The sequence below is a fragment of the Klebsiella sp. JB_Kp031 genome (genome assembly GCF_040064295.1).
GTDB classification, from domain to species: domain Bacteria; phylum Pseudomonadota; class Gammaproteobacteria; order Enterobacterales; family Enterobacteriaceae; genus Klebsiella; species Klebsiella quasipneumoniae.
On sequence record NZ_JBEAJW010000043.1, the window covers coordinates 149,619 to 166,460 of the forward strand.

Below are 16,842 nucleotides of genomic sequence, written 5' to 3' on the forward strand. Positions count from 1 at the left end.
TAATACGGTTGTCGTTTTTAGTTTTAAAGTCCTGTGTTACCGTTTCGGTGTATTTAGTTGATACGGCGTTTAGCGCTTTTGAATTCATAGTGCTGCGCAATTTTAATATTGCATCCTGACCCTACGTGACCTCTTTATTATTCAGGTAAAAATATGAAAAATAATTCACTCAACCAACCGATAGATAAAACATTGCCGAACGGGCAAGCGACTCGACTTTTCACCAATATCGAAGTCGGCGCTGTGCCGTTAACGCTGTTTATCGGTATCGCCGCGATAGTGGCGCTCTCCGCGGGCGCGGGGTTGTTGCCAAAAAACATGATTGGCGGACTGGCGGTCATCATGACCCTGGGGTTCGCGCTGGCGAAAATTGGCCGCATGGTGCCGGTGTTAAAAGATATTGGCGGTCCGGCGATTTTGTGTTTGATGATGCCCTCAGTGCTGGTCTACTTTGGCGTGTTTGAAGCGCATACGCTCGATACCGTGCATTTGCTGATGAAGGAGGCCAATCTCCTCTATTTCGTCATCGCCTGCCTGGTGGTCGGCAGTATCCTGGGAATGAACCGCACGATTCTGATCCAGGGGATGGTGCGCATGTTTGTCCCGCTGGTGGTTGGGACCGGCGCGGCAATCGCCACCGGCCTGCTGGTGGGCAGCTTATTCGGCTACAGTCTGTATCACACCTTCTTCTTTATCATTGTGCCGATTATCGGCGGCGGCATTGGCGAAGGGATCCTGCCGTTGTCGCTGGCTTATTCGGCGATCCTCGGGCAGACGCCTGATGTCTACGTGGCCCAGCTGGCGCCGGCGGCGGTGGTGGGTAACATCTTCGCCATTATCTGCGCCGGCTTTCTGGCCCGCATGGGCGCCCGTCGCCCGGCGCTGTCCGGCAACGGGCTACTGATCCGCAGCCATGAAGATAACAGCGTCTTTGCGCAGAATCAGAGTACGCAGCCGACCGATTTTCAGCTCATGGGCGCCGGGTTGCTGATGATTTGCGCCTTTTTCATTGTCGGCGGCTTGCTGGAGAAGGTGGTGCATATTCCGGGGCCGGTGCTGATGATTCTGGCGGCGGTATTCTGCAAATATACCAAAGTTATCCCGGCGGCGATGGAGCTGGGGGCGCACAGCTGCTACAAGTTCGTCTCCGCCGCGCTGGTGTGGCCGCTGATGATCGGCCTGGGCATGCTGTATGTACCGCTGGAGAGCGTGGTATCGGTCTTCTCCGTTGGCTACGTCGTGGTGTGCGGCTCAATTGTCATTGCCATGGCGCTGAGCGGGTTCTTTATCGCTTCACGTCTAAATATGTATCCTGTGGAAGCCGCCATTGTCACCAGCTGCCACAGCGGGTTAGGCGGAACGGGGGATGTGGCCATTCTCTCGGCCTCAAACCGCATGGGATTGATGCCGTTTGCACAGATTGCGACGCGTATCGGCGGGGCGTCGACGGTGATCGCCGCGACGCTATTACTGAGCTGGATGGTGTAGCCTGCCGGAGGGCAAAAAAAACCTGCCAGCCGTATCGCTGGCAGGTAGACACCGAGGCTTACTCGACGGTGAGGATACGCGTGGTGTTGGTGCTGCCGATGGTGCTCATCACGTCACCCTGGGTAACAACCACCAGATCGCCGGAGACCAGGTAGCCTTTGTCCCGCAGCAGATTGACGGCATCGTGCGCAGCGGCCACCCCGTCATTCTGGCTGTCGAAGAACACCGGCGTCACCCCACGGTAGAGGGCGGTCAGGTTCAGGGTGCGCTCGTGGCGGGACAGAGCGAAAATTGGCAGACCGGAGCTGATGCGCGAGGTCATCAGCGCGGTGCGGCCTGATTCGGTCATGGTGATGATAGCCGTGATGCCTTTCAGGTGGTTGGCGGCATACATCGCCGACATAGCAATCGCTTCTTCCACGTTGTCGAACTGGACGTCCAGACGGTGTTTGGAGACGTTGAGACTCGGGATTTTTTCGGCGCCCAGACACACGCGCGCCATCGCGGCCACGGTTTCGGACGGGTATTGGCCGGCAGCGGTTTCCGCGGAGAGCATCACGGCATCGGTACCATCCAGCACGGCGTTGGCCACGTCCATGACTTCCGCACGGGTCGGCATCGGGTTGGTGATCATCGACTCCATCATCTGGGTGGCGGTAATGACGGAACGGTTCAGCTGACGCGCACGACGAATCAGCGCTTTCTGGATGCCCACCAGCTCCGGATCGCCGATTTCGACGCCAAGGTCACCGCGGGCAACCATCACCACATCGGAGGCGAGGATCACGTCGTCCATGGCGTCCTGATCGCAGACGGCTTCCGCACGCTCGACTTTGGCGACGATTTTCGCATCACAGCCGGCATCGCGCGCCAGGCGACGGGCGTAGTTCAGGTCTTCGCCGCAGCGCGGGAAGGAGACGGCGAGATAGTCGACGCCGATTTTAGCGGCGGTGACGATATCGGCCTTGTCTTTGTCGGTCAGCGCTTCGGCAGACAGGCCGCCGCCGAGCTTGTTGATCCCTTTGTTATTGGACAGCGGGCCACCAACGGTCACTTCAGTGAAGACTTTCATCCCCTGAACTTCGAGGACTTTCAGCTGCACACGACCATCGTCGAGCAGCAGGATATCGCCAGGCACGACGTCCGCCGGCAGGCCTTTATAGTCGATTCCGACTTTCTCTTTATCGCCTTCGCCCTTGCCGAGGTTGGCATCGAGCAGGAATTTGTCGCCGACGTTGAGGAAAATTTTGCCTTCTTTGAAGGTCGATACGCGAATTTTTGGTCCCTGGAGGTCGCCGAGGATGGCCACGTGACGGCCCAGTTTTGCCGCAATCTCACGCACTTTATCGGCACGGAGCTGATGATCTTCCGGGGTGCCGTGAGAGAAGTTCATACGCACTACGTTTGCGCCCGCGGCGATAACTTTTTCCAGGTTGTTATCGCGGTCAGTTGCCGGGCCTAAGGTAGTAACGATTTTGGTTCTGCGAAGCCTTCTGGACATGTAATACTCCGTTGACTGATACAACTTTGGTGTTGCGTGAACATGGATTCGGTAGCGCCAGCCTGCAACGTCGCACAGCCGGATCGTTATCGAAGGTGTAATGGGGTACTGCTTGTTAACAACTTTTATTGATTATCACTGGGTACGAACGGTTCTTTATCAAAACGCGATTCCTTCAGCGCTTCCTTGACCCTCTTCAAGTTATCTCTGAATTTTGCCCCCCGGCGCAGGGTAAAGCCTGTCGCCAGCACGTCAATGACGGTCAACTGGGCCAGACGCGAGACCATCGGCATATAGATGTCGGTATCTTCCGGCACATCCAGGGTAATGGCCAGCGTGGCTTCCCGGGCCAGCGGCGAGCCGGGGGAGGTGAGAGCGATCACCATGGCATCGTTTTCACGCGCCAGCTGCGCCAGCTCTACCAGGCTCTTGGTTCTTCCGGTATGTGAGATAATCACCACCACATCATCGTCATCGCAATTCATACAACTCATGCGTTGCAGGACAATGTCGTCGGAATAGATGACCGGCACGTTAAAGCGGAAAAATTTGTTCATCGCGTCATGAGCGACCGCCGCCGAGGAGCCGAGGCCGAAAAAGGCGATTTTTTTTGCCTGAGTCAGCAGATCCACCGCACGATTCACCGCCGACATGTCGAGAGAATGGTGGACCTGATCTAAACTCGCCATGGCCGATTCAAATATTTTTCCCGTGTATGACTCAACGCTGTCGTCTTCATCAACATTGCGGTTAACATAGAGCGTGCCGTGCGCAAGGCTCTGGGCGAGATGCAGTTTGAAGTCAGGAAAGCCGCGGGTTTCGAGACTACGGCAGAAGCGATTGACGGTCGGTTCGCTCACTCCGGCCTCAAGGGCGAGGGCGGCGATGCTCGAATGAATGGCCTGCGCGGGGGTGGCAAGGATCACTTCCGCCACTTTGCGTTCAGATTTGCTAAGGTGTTCCAGTCGGGACTGGATTTTTTCCAGCATGTTCATTAGTAACAGGGCGCTCATCAATGGAAACGATTTCATTAATGGGTGAAATCATCGGGCGTTTTAGCAAGAATATACCCCTACGCAAGCGCAAGCGGTGAGGAATGACGGGAAAAAATGTTGTTTTTTTTCATTACATGATCAGAGTCGTATTTTACTGACCTGAAACAGGTACAAACAACGAACAATATCAGCCAAATGCCTAAATCATCGCCGAATGTTTTCACCCTGTGCGGTTTTCCCGCTGCAAACGGAGGGGAAGGCTTTCGGGAAACAGGTAAACACAGTACAGTGCAGTGTAAGAAAATTACAAATATAGCCTGGCAAAAGCACCAGACTATCAACTGAGGAGAATGACATGGCGGTAACGCAAACGGCCCAGGCATGCGACCTGGTCATTTTCGGCGCGAAGGGCGACCTGGCGCGGCGTAAATTGTTGCCTTCCCTGTATCAGCTTGAAAAGGCGGGCCAGATCCACGCCGACACCCGGATCATTGGCGTCGGCCGTGCCGACTGGGATAAAGCGGCTTACACCAAAGTGGTGCGCGAAGCGCTGGAAACCTTCATGAAGGAAAAAATTGATGAAGGTTTGTGGGATTCCCTGAGCGGCCGCCTGGAGTTCTGTAATCTTGACGTCAATGACACCAGCGGCTTCACCCGCCTGGGTGACATGCTGGACCAAAAAAATCGCGTCACCATCAACTATTTCGCCATGCCGCCGAGCACCTTTGGCGCCATCTGTAAAGGTCTGGGCGAAGCGAAGCTCAATGCCAAGCCTGCGCGCGTGGTTATGGAAAAACCGCTGGGCACCTCGCTGGAAACCTCGCGGGAAATCAACGATCAGGTCGGCGAGTTTTTTGAAGAGTGCCAGGTCTACCGTATCGACCACTACCTCGGAAAAGAGACAGTCCTCAACCTGCTGGCGCTGCGCTTTGCCAACTCTCTGTTCGTCAATAACTGGGACTGCCGTACCATCGATCATGTGGAAATCACCGTCGCGGAAGAGGTAGGCATTGAAGGGCGCTGGGGGTACTTCGACCAGGCCGGACAGATGCGCGACATGATCCAGAACCACCTGCTGCAGATCCTGTGCATGATTGCCATGTCGCCGCCGTCCGATCTCAGCGCCGACAGCATCCGTGATGAAAAGGTCAAGGTGCTGAAATCCCTGCGCCGTATTGACCGCTCCAATGTGCGCGAGAAAACCGTTCGCGGCCAGTACACCGCCGGCTTTGCCCAGGGCAAAAAAGTGCCAGGCTACCTCGAAGAAGAGGGGGCGAACAAAACCAGCAACACCGAAACCTTCGTGGCGATCCGCGTTGATATCGATAACTGGCGCTGGGCTGGCGTACCGTTCTATCTGCGTACCGGCAAACGTCTGCCGACCAAATGTTCCGAAGTGGTGGTTTACTTCAAAACGCCGGAGCTGAACCTGTTTAAAGAGACCTGGCAGGAGCTGCCGCAGAACAAGCTGACCATTCGTCTGCAGCCGGACGAAGGGGTGGATATCCAGGTCCTGAACAAAGTGCCGGGCCTTGACCATAAGCACAACCTGCAGATCACCAAGCTGGATCTGAGCTACTCCGAAACCTTCAACCAGACGCATCTGGCCGATGCCTATGAACGTCTGCTGCTGGAGACCATGCGCGGTATCCAGGCGCTGTTCGTCCGCCGCGATGAAGTGGAAGAGGCATGGAAGTGGGTGGACTCCATCACCGAAGCCTGGGCGGCCGACCGCGATGCGCCGAAACCGTATCAGGCCGGGACCTGGGGACCGGTGGCCTCGGTGGCCATGATCACCCGCGATGGACGCTCGTGGAACGAGTTTGAGTAAGCTCGCGATCTTATCCGTCAGGGTTATTTTACCGGTAACATGATCTGACGCAGAAAGTCGCACGCTTTTTAATCTTTTAAGCCCCGTGAGGATTCACCCACGGGGCTTTTTTTATTACACTGCCTTCAGACATTTTGCCCCTGAGCGCTGGTGTTGGTGGCTTCGGGCACCAAAACACGTCATCTCGCAGCGGCCGGACAGATAAAATTTTGAGGAGCCTTTATGAATTCGACAATGTTACGGGTAACAAATCGCATTATCGAACGGTCGCGTGATACCCGCGCGGCTTACCTCGCAAGGATTAACCAGGCCAAAACCGACACCGTGCATCGTGCGCAACTGGCCTGCGGCAATCTGGCTCACGGTTTCGCGGCCTGTCAGGCCGACGACAAAGCCTCTTTGAAAAGCATGTTGCGCAACAACATCGCCATCATCACCTCCTACAACGATATGTTGTCCGCGCACCAGCCCTATGAACACTACCCGGATATCATTCGCAAAGCGCTGCACAGCGCCAATGCGGTCGGTCAGGTGGCCGGCGGCGTGCCGGCGATGTGCGATGGCGTGACCCAGGGACAGGACGGCATGGAGCTCTCTCTCCTGAGTCGCGAAGTGATCGCCATGTCCGCGGCCATCGGCCTGTCGCATAACATGTTCGATGGCGCTCTGTACCTCGGCGTGTGTGATAAAATTGTGCCCGGACTAACCATGGCCGCGCTCTCATTCGGCCACCTGCCGTCGGTCTTTATTCCCTCCGGTCCGATGGCCAGCGGCCTGCCTAATAAAGAAAAGGTTCGCATTCGCCAGCTGTACGCGGAGGGCAAAGTTGACCGCATGGCGCTGCTGGAGTCCGAAGCCGCTTCTTACCACGCGCCGGGAACCTGTACGTTCTACGGTACGGCGAACACCAACCAGATGGTGGTGGAGTTTATGGGCATGCAGTTGCCGGGCTCGTCCTTTGTCCATCCGGATGCTCCGCTGCGGGAAGCGCTGACCGCCGCCGCCGCGCGCCAGGTCACCCGCATGACCGGCAATGGCAACGAGTGGATGCCGTTGGGCAAAATGTTTGACGAAAAAGTGGTGGTCAACGGCATTGTGGCGCTGCTGGCGACCGGCGGCTCCACCAACCACACTATGCACCTGGTGGCGATGGCCCGCGCGGCGGGCATTATCATTAACTGGGATGATTTCTCCGACCTGTCAGACGTGGTACCGCTGCTGGCGCGCCTCTACCCCAACGGTCCGGCGGATATCAACCATTTCCAGGCAGCGGGCGGCGTTCCGGTTCTGGTGCGCGAGCTGCTGAAAGGCGGCCTGCTACATGAGGACGTTCACACCGTCGCTGGCTTCGGTCTGTCGCGCTACACCCTCGAGCCGTGGCTCAACAACGGCGAGCTGGACTGGCGGGAAGGGGCGACGGCGCCGCTTGACGATCAGGTCATCGCGACATTCGAGAAACCGTTCTCCCGTCACGGCGGCACCAAGGTGCTGAGCGGTAACCTGGGACGCGCGGTCATGAAAACCTCGGCAGTCCCGGCTGAGAACCAGGTGATCGAAGCGCCGGCGGTGGTGTTCGAGAGCCAGCACGACGTGTTGCCGGCCTTCGAAGCGGGTCTGCTGGACAAAGACTGCGTGGTGGTGGTCCGTCATCAGGGGCCAAAAGCGAACGGGATGCCAGAATTACATAAACTTATGCCGCCACTTGGTGTATTATTGGACCGCCGTTTCAAAATAGCGCTGGTGACCGATGGCCGACTCTCTGGCGCCTCCGGTAAAGTCCCGTCAGCCATCCACGTCACGCCTGAAGCCTATGACGGCGGGTTGCTGGCGAAAGTGCGCGATGGCGACCTTATTCGCGTGAACGGGCAGACGGGGGAACTGACGCTGCTGGTGGACGATGCCGAACTGGCGGCGCGTCACCCGCATATCCCTGACCTCAGCGCGTCGCGCGTAGGAACCGGTCGGGAGATGTTTGGGGCGCTGCGTGAGAAGCTCTCTGGCGCGGAGCAGGGCGCAACCTGCATCACTTTTTAAGACGATTTAATTTGTAGATCTGGCGAGAGAAAATCCTGATGAAAAACTGGAAAACAACAGCAGAAGCAATCCTCACCTCCGGTCCGGTTGTCCCGGTTATCGTAGTGAAAAAGCTGGAACACGCGGTACCGATGGCGAAAGCGCTGGTCGCGGGCGGCGTGCGCGTCCTGGAAGTGACTCTGCGCACCGAGTGCGCCCTGGAGGCGATCCGCGCGATTGCTAAAGAAGTGCCGGATGCGATTGTCGGCGCGGGCACGGTTACCAACGTCGAGCAGCTGAAAGCGGTAACGGAAGCCGGCGCGCAGTTCGCTATCAGCCCGGGGCTGACCGAATCTCTGCTGAAAGCGGCGACCGAAGACGGCACTATTCCGCTGATCCCGGGGATCAGCACCGTCTCCGAGCTGATGCTGGGCATGCAGTACGGTCTGAAAGAGTTTAAATTCTTCCCGGCGGAAGCCAACGGCGGCGTGAAAGCGCTGCAGGCGATTGCGGGTCCGTTCGGTCACATTCGTTTCTGCCCGACCGGCGGTATCTCCCCGGCTAACTACCGTGATTACCTGGCGCTGAACAGCGTGCTGTGCATCGGGGGCTCCTGGCTGGTGCCGGCAGACGCCCTGGAAGCTGGCGACTACGATCGCATCACCACCCTGGCGCGTGAAGCGGTGGAAGGCGCGAAGTAAACCGCGCCTCAAGGTCAACAACCCGGTCAGCGGCAACGCGACCGGGTTTTTTTTGTCTTTACCCTTCGACGATAACCGCCGCGGCGGCGGTTTTAGCCCGCGCCACAGCCTCTTCCACCGAATCGGCGACGGCGAGGGTCACCCCCAGACGACGGGTGCCGTCAATCTCCGGCTTGCCGAACAGACGCAGCTGCAGGCCAGCTCCGACGGCCGACTGCAGCTGGCCGAAGCTGACGTTCTGACTGGTCAGCTGCGGAAGGATCACCGCGGAAGCGGCTGGGCCATACTGGCGGATGGCGCCGATAGGCAGCCCAAGAAAGGCGCGAACGTGCAGGGCGAATTCCGAGAGATCCTGCGAGATAAGCGTTACCATTCCGGTGTCGTGCGGGCGCGGGGAGACTTCGCTGAAGATCACCTCGTCGCCGCAAACGAACAGCTCCACGCCGAACAGGCCATAACCTCCCAGCGCGAGCACCACCTTGCGGGCGATATCCTGCGCGCGTTCAAGGGCCAGGTCGCTCATCTGCTGCGGCTGCCAGGACTCGCGGTAGTCGCCGTCTTCCTGACGATGGCCGACCGGGGCGCAGAAATGCACGCCATCGACGGCGCTGACGGTGAGCAGGGTGATTTCAAAGTCGAAATTTACCACCCCCTCGACGATCACCCGCCCGGCGCCGGCGCGGCCACCCTGCTGGGCGTAGCGCCAGGCTTCGCTGAGCTGGTCAGCCGAGCGGATAAAGCTCTGACCTTTACCGGAGGAGCTCATCACCGGCTTGACGATGCATGGCAAACCGATCTCGGTAACCGCCGCGCGGAAGGCTTCTTCACTGTCGGCGAAACGGTAGCTGGAGGTGGGGAGCTGCAGCTCTTCGGCCGCCAGACGGCGTATGCCTTCGCGGTTCATGGTGAGCTTCGCTGCCCGCGCCGTGGGAACCACTTTCTGCCCGGCCTGCTCCAGTTCGACCAGGGTATCGGTGGCGATAGCTTCGATCTCCGGCACGATGTAATCGGGTTTTTCCTGTTCGATCAGCGCGCGCAGGCTCTCGCCGTGCAGCATATTGATGACGTGGGCGCGGTGGGCGACCTGCATCGCCGGGGCATCGGGGTAGCGGTCGACGGCGATAGTTTCAATGCCCAGACGCTGACATTCGATGGCGACTTCTTTACCCAGCTCGCCGGAGCCTAACAGCATAACTTTGGTGGCTGCCGGGCGCAGCGCGGTGCCTAATACAGTCATAACTCTCTTCCGCAGTAAAAAAAGATGCGGTCGATTATAAACGAAAACGTTTGCGTCTGTCTTTATGCGCGTGAGTTGAGTCCGGAAGGGAAATTTGCTACACTGTATAAAAATACAGTACTAAGAGGCTGCAGCATGGCGGTTGAAATTAAATATGTAGTGATCCGCGAAGGTGAGGAAAAAATGTCTTTTGCCAGCAAAAAAGAGGCCGACGCTTACGACAAAATGCTCGATCTGGCAGAGGTGCTGAATGACTGGCTGGTAGCATCGCCGCTGGAAATGGACGATGCCCAGCGCGATACCATGGCGATGTGGCTGGCGGAGCGTAAAGAGGCGCTGCAGCATATTCTGCGCGCCGGCAGACTGCCGGAGCAGGATGCGACTGCGCACGATGCGCCCGCGCCGTCAACGGACGCTGAGGCTTCCCCGGCGGAAGAGGCCGCCGCGCCAGCTGCCAAAACGCGGAAAGCCAAAGCGGCCTGATGGCTGGCGGTCAGCCGCTGATGGGCTGATGGGCTGATGGGCTGATGGGCTGATGGGCTGATGGGTTGATGGGTTGATGGGCTGGTCGGTCTGTCGGTCTGTCGGTCTGTCGGTCGGTCTGTCGGTCGGTCGGTCGGTCGGCTGGACCCGGTGCCGCCGCCGCGCGCACCTTTGCGCATCTTTAGCCATGTCTAACATTTCCTGACATCGCGTCGTTTAGGCTGATAACAGTGTTTGTCACCTGAGAGGAAAACCATGGCTAACTGGCTAAATCAACTGCAGTCGTTGCTCGGACAGCAGGGCGCGTCGCCGTCCGGCGAGTCGTCAAAAGGGAGCGCCCTGCTGCCCGGCGCCATCGGCGGGCTGGCGGGGCTGCTGGTGGCCAGCAAATCGTCACGCAAGCTGCTGGCGAAATATGGCACCAGCGCGCTGCTGGCTGGCGGTGGGGCGGTGGCGGGTACCGTATTGTGGAACAAGTATCAGCAGAAAATGCGTGCTCAGAACACGCCCGCTCCGACACCCGAGACGGCTGCGGCGCCGACGGAGGTCGATCCGCGCAGCGTGCGGTTGATCACCGCCCTGGTGTTTGCCGCCAAAAGCGATGGTCATATCGACGATCACGAGCGGGCGAGGATTGAAGCCCAGCTTCGGGAGGCCAATATTGACGTGCAGGCCCGGGTGCTGATTGACCAGGCGCTGGCTCAGCCGCTGGATCCGCAGCGTCTCGCCGAGGGCATCGTTGACCCGCAGGAGGCGCTGGAGATCTACTACGTCAGCTGCGCGGTGATTGATATCGACCACTTTATGGAGCGCAGCTATCTCAACGCCCTGGGTGAGGCCCTGGCGTTGCCAAAAGATGTCCGGGCCGACATCGAACAGGACATCCAGTCACAAAAACAGGCGCTAAGCGTTTAAATTATCACGTTTCGCTTGCATCGCCCGCGTCTTTTGCCACCCTTATAGACACGTCATCATTCAGGCGCCACCCTGCGGCCTGAATGCTCTTGTGTCACGAAAAAGCAGCAGAAGAATAACATGCCACCTAAAGCCAAACGGATCCCTCACGCCATGACCTTGCATGGCGATACACGCATCGATAACTATTACTGGCTGCGCGACGATGAACGCGCGCGGCCTGATGTGCTGGAATATCTGCACGCGGAAAACGCCTACGGCAAGCAAGTGATGGATACGCAGCTCAGCCTGCAGGAGCGTCTGCTGAAAGAGATTATCGACCGCATTCCGCAGCGGGAAGTCTCTGCTCCCTATAGTAAAAACGGCTTTCGCTACCGGCAGGTGTATGAGCCGGGCTGCGAATACGCTATCTACCAGCGACAGTCGGTGCTGAAAGAAGAGTGGGACGAGTGGGAGATCCTGCTTGATGCCAACCAGCGGGCGGCAAAGAGCGAGTTTTACACCCTGGGCGGGCTGGGCATTGCGCCCAACAACCAGTTGATGGCGGTGGCGGAAGATTATCTCTCCCGTCGCCAGTACGGTCTGCGTTTTTGCGACCTCAGCAACGGCGAGTGGTATCCGGAGACCCTGGAAAATGTCACCTCCGGCTTTGCCTGGAGCAATGATTCACGCTTTGTGTGGTACGTGCGTAAACATCCCACCACGCTGCTTCCTTATCAGGTCTGGCGCCACACCGTCGGGACGCCGGCGCAGAGCGACGTGCTGGTCTACGAGGAAAAAGATGAGACCTTCTACGTCAGCGTGCATAAAACCACATCCCAGCAGTTCGTGGTGATTTATCTCTCCAGCGCCACCACCAGCGAAGTACTGCTGCTCAACGCCGAACTGCCAGACGCTGAGCCGGTCTGCTTCCTGCCGCGGCGTAAAGATCATGAATATAGCCTCGATCACTATCAGCACGCCTTCTATCTGCGATCCAACCGGGACGGGAAGAATTTTGGTCTCTATCGTACCGTGCTACGCGATGAAGATCAGTGGACCACGCTGATCCCGCCGCGTCACGACGTGATGCTTGAAGGATTTACCCTGTTTACCGACTGGCTGGTCGTCGAGGAGCGTCAGCGCGGCCTGACCAGTCTGCGGCAGATTAACCGCAAGACCCGGGAGGTGGTGGGGATCGCCTTTGACGATCCGGCCTATGTCACCTGGCTTGCCTATAATCCGGAGCCCGAAACGTCGCGCCTGCGCTACGGCTACTCCTCGATGACGACGCCCGACACCCTGTTTGAACTGGATATGGATACCGGCGAACGACGGGTGATCAAGCAGCAGGAGGTGAAGGGGCTGGACACCCGCTGCTATCAGAGCGAGCACCTGTGGGTGACCGCCCGCGATGGCGTCGAAGTCCCGGTCTCGCTGGTCTACCATCGCGACCATTTTCGTAAAGGGAGCAATCCGCTGCTGGTCTATGGCTATGGCTCGTATGGCGACAGTATCGATGCCGATTTCAGCGCCAGTCGGCTGAGCCTGCTCAACCGCGGCTTTGTCTACGCCATCGCCCACGTCCGCGGCGGCGGCGAGCTGGGTCAGCAGTGGTATGAGGACGGTAAATTCCTGTGTAAGAAAAATACCTTTAACGACTATCTCGACGTCTGCGACGCGCTGCTGGCTCAGGGGTACGGCGACCCGCGGCTCTGCTATGGCATGGGCGGCAGCGCCGGCGGGATGCTGATGGGGGTGGCCGTTAACGAGCGTCCAGAGCTGTTCCACGGCGTGATAGCCCAGGTGCCGTTCGTCGACGTGGTAACCACGATGCTGGATGAGACCATTCCGCTGACGACCGGCGAATTTGAAGAGTGGGGGAACCCGCAGGATGAAACCTATTACCACTACATGAAAAGCTACAGCCCCTACGACGGCGTGAAGGCGCAGGCGTATCCGCATATGCTGGTGACCACCGGGCTGCACGATTCCCAGGTGCAATACTGGGAGCCGGCGAAGTGGGTGGCAAAACTGCGTGAACTGAAAACCGACGATAACCTGCTGCTGCTTTGCACCGATATGGACTCCGGGCATGGCGGAAAATCCGGGCGCTTTAAAAGCTATGAGGGGGTGGCGCTGGAGTACGCCTTTTTCATCGCCCTGGCGCAAGGGACACTGCCGGGGAAAGCGGCAGTGTAGGGGCTATTCCCCAAGGTAATGCTTGAGCGTGAGGCGCAGTTCGGGGCTCATGCGGTCGAGATTGTTGAATAACCAGCGCAGATAGCCTGGATCGTTTTCAGCAATCTCGGCGACGGCTTTACCGCGATATTTGCCGAAGGTAAAGGTGGTGAGCAGCGCCGGCCGACCTGTGATATCGGCCATTTCGTCAGGCGTCCAGCCGGAAACGTTGATGATATCCAGCAGCAGCGCAGCGGTGATATAGCAGTCATACAGCGCCCGGTGGTGATGCAGCCCCGGCGGCGTGGCCACGTTCAGCTTACGTGATTTATAGAGCCCCATATTACTGTATTTGATCCCCGGCCACAGCCGGCGGGCCAGCTTCATCGTACAGATCCACTCGCCATGCATCTCCGGTAGCACCCGACGATCGAAGCTGGCGTTATGCGCGACGTACCACGGGCTGCCATGATAGTGCGGAATAATCTCCTCAATCCACGGCTTATCGGCGACCATCTCTTCGGTAATCCGGTGGATAGCCATCGCCTGCGGGCTGATGGGGCGGTCAGGACGCACCAGATGACTCATGGGATTGGTGATTTGCCCGTCGACAATGTCGACCGAGGCGATTTCAACGATGCCCCCCTGCAGTCCGCAGGTTTCGGTATCAATGACGCGCAGCATGGCTCGCTCCAGAGCAAAACAATAAGCGTAAAGTAATTGGTCGGGCTTGCCAACCGACGGCGAGGGGGCAAGTAGGCATTATTTCTGTTTCGGCTCCCAGGGCAGGCGGGACAGTGAAACGGAGGCCAGCCGATGGGCGATCAGCCGTTCGCGGAACCAGTCGCGCAGATGGGCGGGCTGTTCACGCTCGACCAAATCAGCGACCACCGGCATATTATACCGCTCTTTAAAGGCGACGCCGGCGGCGGCGAGATCGACGTTAACTTTATCCATCTCATCTTGCGAAATTTTGGCCAGATTTCTTTCCATCATACACTCCACTCTGCTTGTAAACCCGGTCAGGGCCTGACGCCCGGCTCGACTCTGCCATTATACAGGGTTATTCTCTGTGCTACAGACATAACAAAAGGGTATGACGAATATGCGACTTCTTGCTGGACGCGCATTGCGCCTCTCCGTTGCGTTTGCCGGGCTATTAACCGCGGCGGGCGCGCTCGCCCACGCTCACCTGCAGCAGCAGATCCCCGCCGCCGGAGCGCAGCTGGCGGCCTCCCCGCAGACGTTGACGCTCAGTTTCTCCGAAGGCATTGAACCCGCGTTCAGCGGCGTGACCGTCACCGGTCCACAGCAGCATGCGGTAGCCACCGGCAAACTGACCCGCAGCGCCGACAACCCCGCCCAGGTCACCGTGCCTGTAGCGGAAACCTTGCCGCCGGGAGAATACACTGTGGCTTGGCATGTGGTCTCAGTGGATGGCCATAAAACCAAAGGGCAATACACCTTTAGCGTGAAGTAAGCGATGCTGACCGGGCTCTACATTACTCTGCGCTTTGGGCACTTTATCACCCTGATGCTGGCTTTTGGCTGCGTGCTGTATGGCGCCTGGTGGGCGCCCGTGCCGCTGCGACGCGTACTGATGCTGCGCTTCTATCCGCTGCTGCGCCCGCTGCTGCTGATCGGCGCCCTCTCTACCCTGGCGCTGTATCTGCTGCAGGGGGGATTGATGGGCGACGGCTGGGCAGATGTCTGGCAACCCGCCGTCTGGCAGGCGGTGGCGGGCACCCGCTTCGGCGGGGTGTGGATCTGGCAGATCCTGCTGGCGTGGATCGCCCTCGCCGTAGTGTGGATCCGTCCCCGACATGGCGCTCGCCAGCTGGTGGCCCTGCTGGCGGCCCAGCTGCTGCTTTCCGCTGGGGTAGGGCATGCCGCCATGCATGATGGTTTACTCGGCGCCCTGCAGCGGACTAATCATGCTGTCCACCTCTTCTGCGTTGCCAGCTGGTTCGGCGGCCTGTTGCCCTTTATCTATTGCCTGCGCCTGGCGCAGGGGCGCTGGCGGCAGGCCGCGGTCTATACCATGGCGCGCTTTTCACGTTACGGGCATCTGGCCGTCGCCGGCACCCTTGCCAGCGGGGCGATCAATGCGCTGTTGATCCAGGGAGGGATGATTGGCGCATCGCCCTGGGGACGTCTGCTGTTGATCAAATGTGCGCTGGTGGCCGGGATGGTGGTAATTGCGTTAGTGAACAGGTATGTTCTGGTACCGCGCATGTCGGCAAGCGGTTCGCGGGCGGAAAGTCTGATCCTGCGAACCACGCAGGCTGAGATAGGGCTGGGCGCGCTGGCGCTGCTGGCCGTCAGTCTGTTTGCCACCTGGGAACCTTATTGAATTAACTGGCAAAATCATGAAAAAAATTGTTCTGACCATGTTGTTACTGGCAAGCTCCGGCGCTGCACTGGCGGCGCCGCAAATTATCACCGTGAGCCGCTTTGAGGTAGGGAAGGAGAGCTGGGCGTTCAACCGTGAAGAGGTGATGTTGACCTGTCGTCCGGGCAATGCCCTTTACGCTATCAACCCGAGCACTCTGGTCCAGTATCCGCTCAATGAGGTGGCTGAGCAGCAGGTCAAAGCCGGCAAAACCACCGCCCAGCCGATCTCAGTGATCCAGATCGACGATCCGCAGCATCCTGGGCAAAAAATGAGCCTCGCGCCGTTTATCGAGCGCGCGCAGAAGCTCTGCTAGATTTTCGCGCTATCTCGCTGTAATGGCATAAAAAAAACCGCCCTTGCCGGACAACGGCAGTGGCGGTTTTTTGGCTGGCAGCGCCCACTTTTCCAGGAATTATTCGGCCACATTGGCCGCAGACTGGAAAAGCTGACGCGTTAAACTATTCTTATAGTGCAAGGCGACTTAGCCTGCATTAATGCCAACTTTTAGCGCACGGCTCTCTCCCAAGAGCCATTTCCCTGGACCGAATACAGGAATCGTATTCGGTCTCTTTTTATCTTAATCTGTCTGCTTTCGCGATCACCAGCGACATCCTGTCAGTCAATTCAGTCAATCACCAGGCTGGCCTCTGGATGTCCCGTTATAGCACACCGTTTTTAGCATACACAATTCATTTACACACAAATTGCATCCTGCGGAAGAACGGTATGGGGAAGGCGGAACCGTAAGCGAGGGGAGAGGAAAAGAAAAAACCTGCACCTAAACAGGCCCGGCGTGCAGGTTAACTGGCGGGCCAACATCGGAAGGCTGCTAGTATATATATTTGTATGATAAATAGAATAAACAAAACCTTATTGATTTGGCAATTCATGCGATTAGCCGTCCGCGCCCCACGAAAGGGCGGGAAATAATATTGAGGGGCGTAGTTCCGAGCGTCCGGTATTATTCCGGAACGCTGAAGGTGGGAAATATCTGACTTTCCAGATAGCAGAGTAAAAGCCAAATTTCATCGCTGAAAATAAACCATATGCTGCCCAGCAGGACGACCGCGAGAATAATCAGCAGGAAAATTTCGGTTTTACTCATCATGCTAACGACTATCCA

General features: G+C 58.0%; 17 protein-coding genes. 11 read left to right on the forward strand and 6 right to left on the reverse strand.

Going from position 1 to position 16,842, the window contains the following annotated elements; translation table 11 throughout:
* Positions 1-153 precede the first annotated feature (153 nt).
* Entirely contained in the window at positions 154-1,488 is a 1,335-nt protein-coding gene (locus tag ABLV64_RS25290) for a 2-hydroxycarboxylate transporter family protein (RefSeq protein ID WP_004203396.1), read from the forward strand.
* Positions 1,489-1,546: 58 nt separating this feature from the next.
* On the opposite strand, the gene pyk is transcribed toward ABLV64_RS25290, so the two are convergent.
* A complete protein-coding gene (pyk, locus tag ABLV64_RS25295; protein WP_002911440.1) occupies positions 1,547-2,989 on the reverse strand; it encodes a pyruvate kinase in 1,443 nt (480 codons plus the stop codon).
* A 125-nt stretch (positions 2,990-3,114) separates the two neighbouring features.
* On the reverse strand, positions 3,115-4,020 hold the full coding sequence (locus ABLV64_RS25300; protein ID WP_072096624.1) for a MurR/RpiR family transcriptional regulator: 906 nt from the start codon (positions 4,018-4,020) through the stop codon (positions 3,115-3,117).
* Positions 4,021-4,179: 159 nt separating this feature from the next.
* Here ABLV64_RS25300 and ABLV64_RS25305 point away from each other — a divergent pair, with 159 nt between their 5' ends.
* The 4 genes from ABLV64_RS25305 (at position 4,180) to ABLV64_RS25320 (ending at position 8,529) form a co-directional block, all read left to right on the forward strand.
* A complete protein-coding gene (locus ABLV64_RS25305; protein ID WP_032425929.1) occupies positions 4,180-4,329 on the forward strand; it encodes a hypothetical protein in 150 nt (49 codons plus the stop codon).
* Between the two features lie 10 nt (positions 4,330-4,339).
* A complete protein-coding gene (zwf, locus tag ABLV64_RS25310; protein WP_004203394.1) occupies positions 4,340-5,815 on the forward strand; it encodes a glucose-6-phosphate dehydrogenase in 1,476 nt (491 codons plus the stop codon).
* A gap of 222 nt (positions 5,816-6,037) precedes the next feature.
* A complete protein-coding gene (edd, locus tag ABLV64_RS25315) occupies positions 6,038-7,849 on the forward strand; it encodes a phosphogluconate dehydratase (protein WP_100050732.1) in 1,812 nt (603 codons plus the stop codon).
* A 38-nt stretch (positions 7,850-7,887) separates the two neighbouring features.
* Positions 7,888-8,529, forward strand: a complete 642-nt coding sequence (locus tag ABLV64_RS25320; RefSeq protein WP_002911423.1) for a bifunctional 4-hydroxy-2-oxoglutarate aldolase/2-dehydro-3-deoxy-phosphogluconate aldolase — start codon at positions 7,888-7,890, stop codon at positions 8,527-8,529.
* Positions 8,530-8,587: 58 nt separating this feature from the next.
* On the opposite strand, the gene purT is transcribed toward ABLV64_RS25320, so the two are convergent.
* Positions 8,588-9,766, reverse strand: a complete 1,179-nt coding sequence (purT, locus tag ABLV64_RS25325; protein WP_100050731.1) for a formate-dependent phosphoribosylglycinamide formyltransferase — start codon at positions 9,764-9,766, stop codon at positions 8,588-8,590.
* Between the two features lie 135 nt (positions 9,767-9,901).
* Between purT and ABLV64_RS25330 the strand changes: the two genes are divergently transcribed.
* The 3 genes from ABLV64_RS25330 (at position 9,902) to ptrB (ending at position 13,345) form a co-directional block, all read left to right on the forward strand.
* On the forward strand, positions 9,902-10,249 hold the full coding sequence (locus ABLV64_RS25330) for a YebG family protein (protein WP_004203390.1): 348 nt from the start codon (positions 9,902-9,904) through the stop codon (positions 10,247-10,249).
* 255 nt (positions 10,250-10,504) lie between these two features.
* Positions 10,505-11,164, forward strand: coding sequence for a tellurite resistance TerB family protein (locus ABLV64_RS25335; RefSeq protein ID WP_004203389.1), 660 nt, complete (start codon positions 10,505-10,507; stop codon positions 11,162-11,164).
* 120 nt (positions 11,165-11,284) lie between these two features.
* Complete coding sequence (ptrB, locus tag ABLV64_RS25340; RefSeq protein ID WP_032456310.1) at positions 11,285-13,345, forward strand: oligopeptidase B; 2,061 nt, start codon at positions 11,285-11,287, stop codon at positions 13,343-13,345.
* 3 nt (positions 13,346-13,348) lie between these two features.
* On the opposite strand, the gene exoX is transcribed toward ptrB, so the two are convergent.
* Both exoX and ABLV64_RS25350 read right to left on the reverse strand, forming a co-directional pair.
* On the reverse strand, positions 13,349-14,008 hold the full coding sequence (gene exoX / locus ABLV64_RS25345) for an exodeoxyribonuclease X (RefSeq protein WP_004203387.1): 660 nt from the start codon (positions 14,006-14,008) through the stop codon (positions 13,349-13,351).
* 78 nt (positions 14,009-14,086) lie between these two features.
* The gene (locus ABLV64_RS25350) at positions 14,087-14,317 is read right to left on the reverse strand and encodes a DNA polymerase III subunit theta (protein WP_002911406.1); all 231 of its coding nucleotides are present in this window, start codon (positions 14,315-14,317) and stop codon (positions 14,087-14,089) included.
* A gap of 112 nt (positions 14,318-14,429) precedes the next feature.
* Here ABLV64_RS25350 and yobA point away from each other — a divergent pair, with 112 nt between their 5' ends.
* The 3 genes from yobA to ABLV64_RS25365 are packed head-to-tail and all read left to right on the forward strand — an operon-like array spanning position 14,430 to position 16,032.
* Positions 14,430-14,804: a CopC domain-containing protein YobA gene (yobA, locus tag ABLV64_RS25355; RefSeq protein WP_004203386.1), complete on the forward strand. Its 375-nt coding sequence runs from the start codon at positions 14,430-14,432 to the stop codon at positions 14,802-14,804.
* A 3-nt stretch (positions 14,805-14,807) separates the two neighbouring features.
* A complete protein-coding gene (gene copD / locus ABLV64_RS25360; protein ID WP_004203385.1) occupies positions 14,808-15,677 on the forward strand; it encodes a copper homeostasis membrane protein CopD in 870 nt (289 codons plus the stop codon).
* Positions 15,678-15,693: 16 nt separating this feature from the next.
* Entirely contained in the window at positions 15,694-16,032 is a 339-nt protein-coding gene (locus tag ABLV64_RS25365; RefSeq protein WP_002911404.1) for a YebY family protein, read from the forward strand.
* A 648-nt stretch (positions 16,033-16,680) separates the two neighbouring features.
* Here the strand turns inward: ABLV64_RS25365 and ABLV64_RS25370 are convergent.
* Positions 16,681-16,824, reverse strand: coding sequence for an Ecr family regulatory small membrane protein (locus ABLV64_RS25370; protein ID WP_032425946.1), 144 nt, complete (start codon positions 16,822-16,824; stop codon positions 16,681-16,683).
* Positions 16,825-16,842 lie beyond the last annotated feature (18 nt).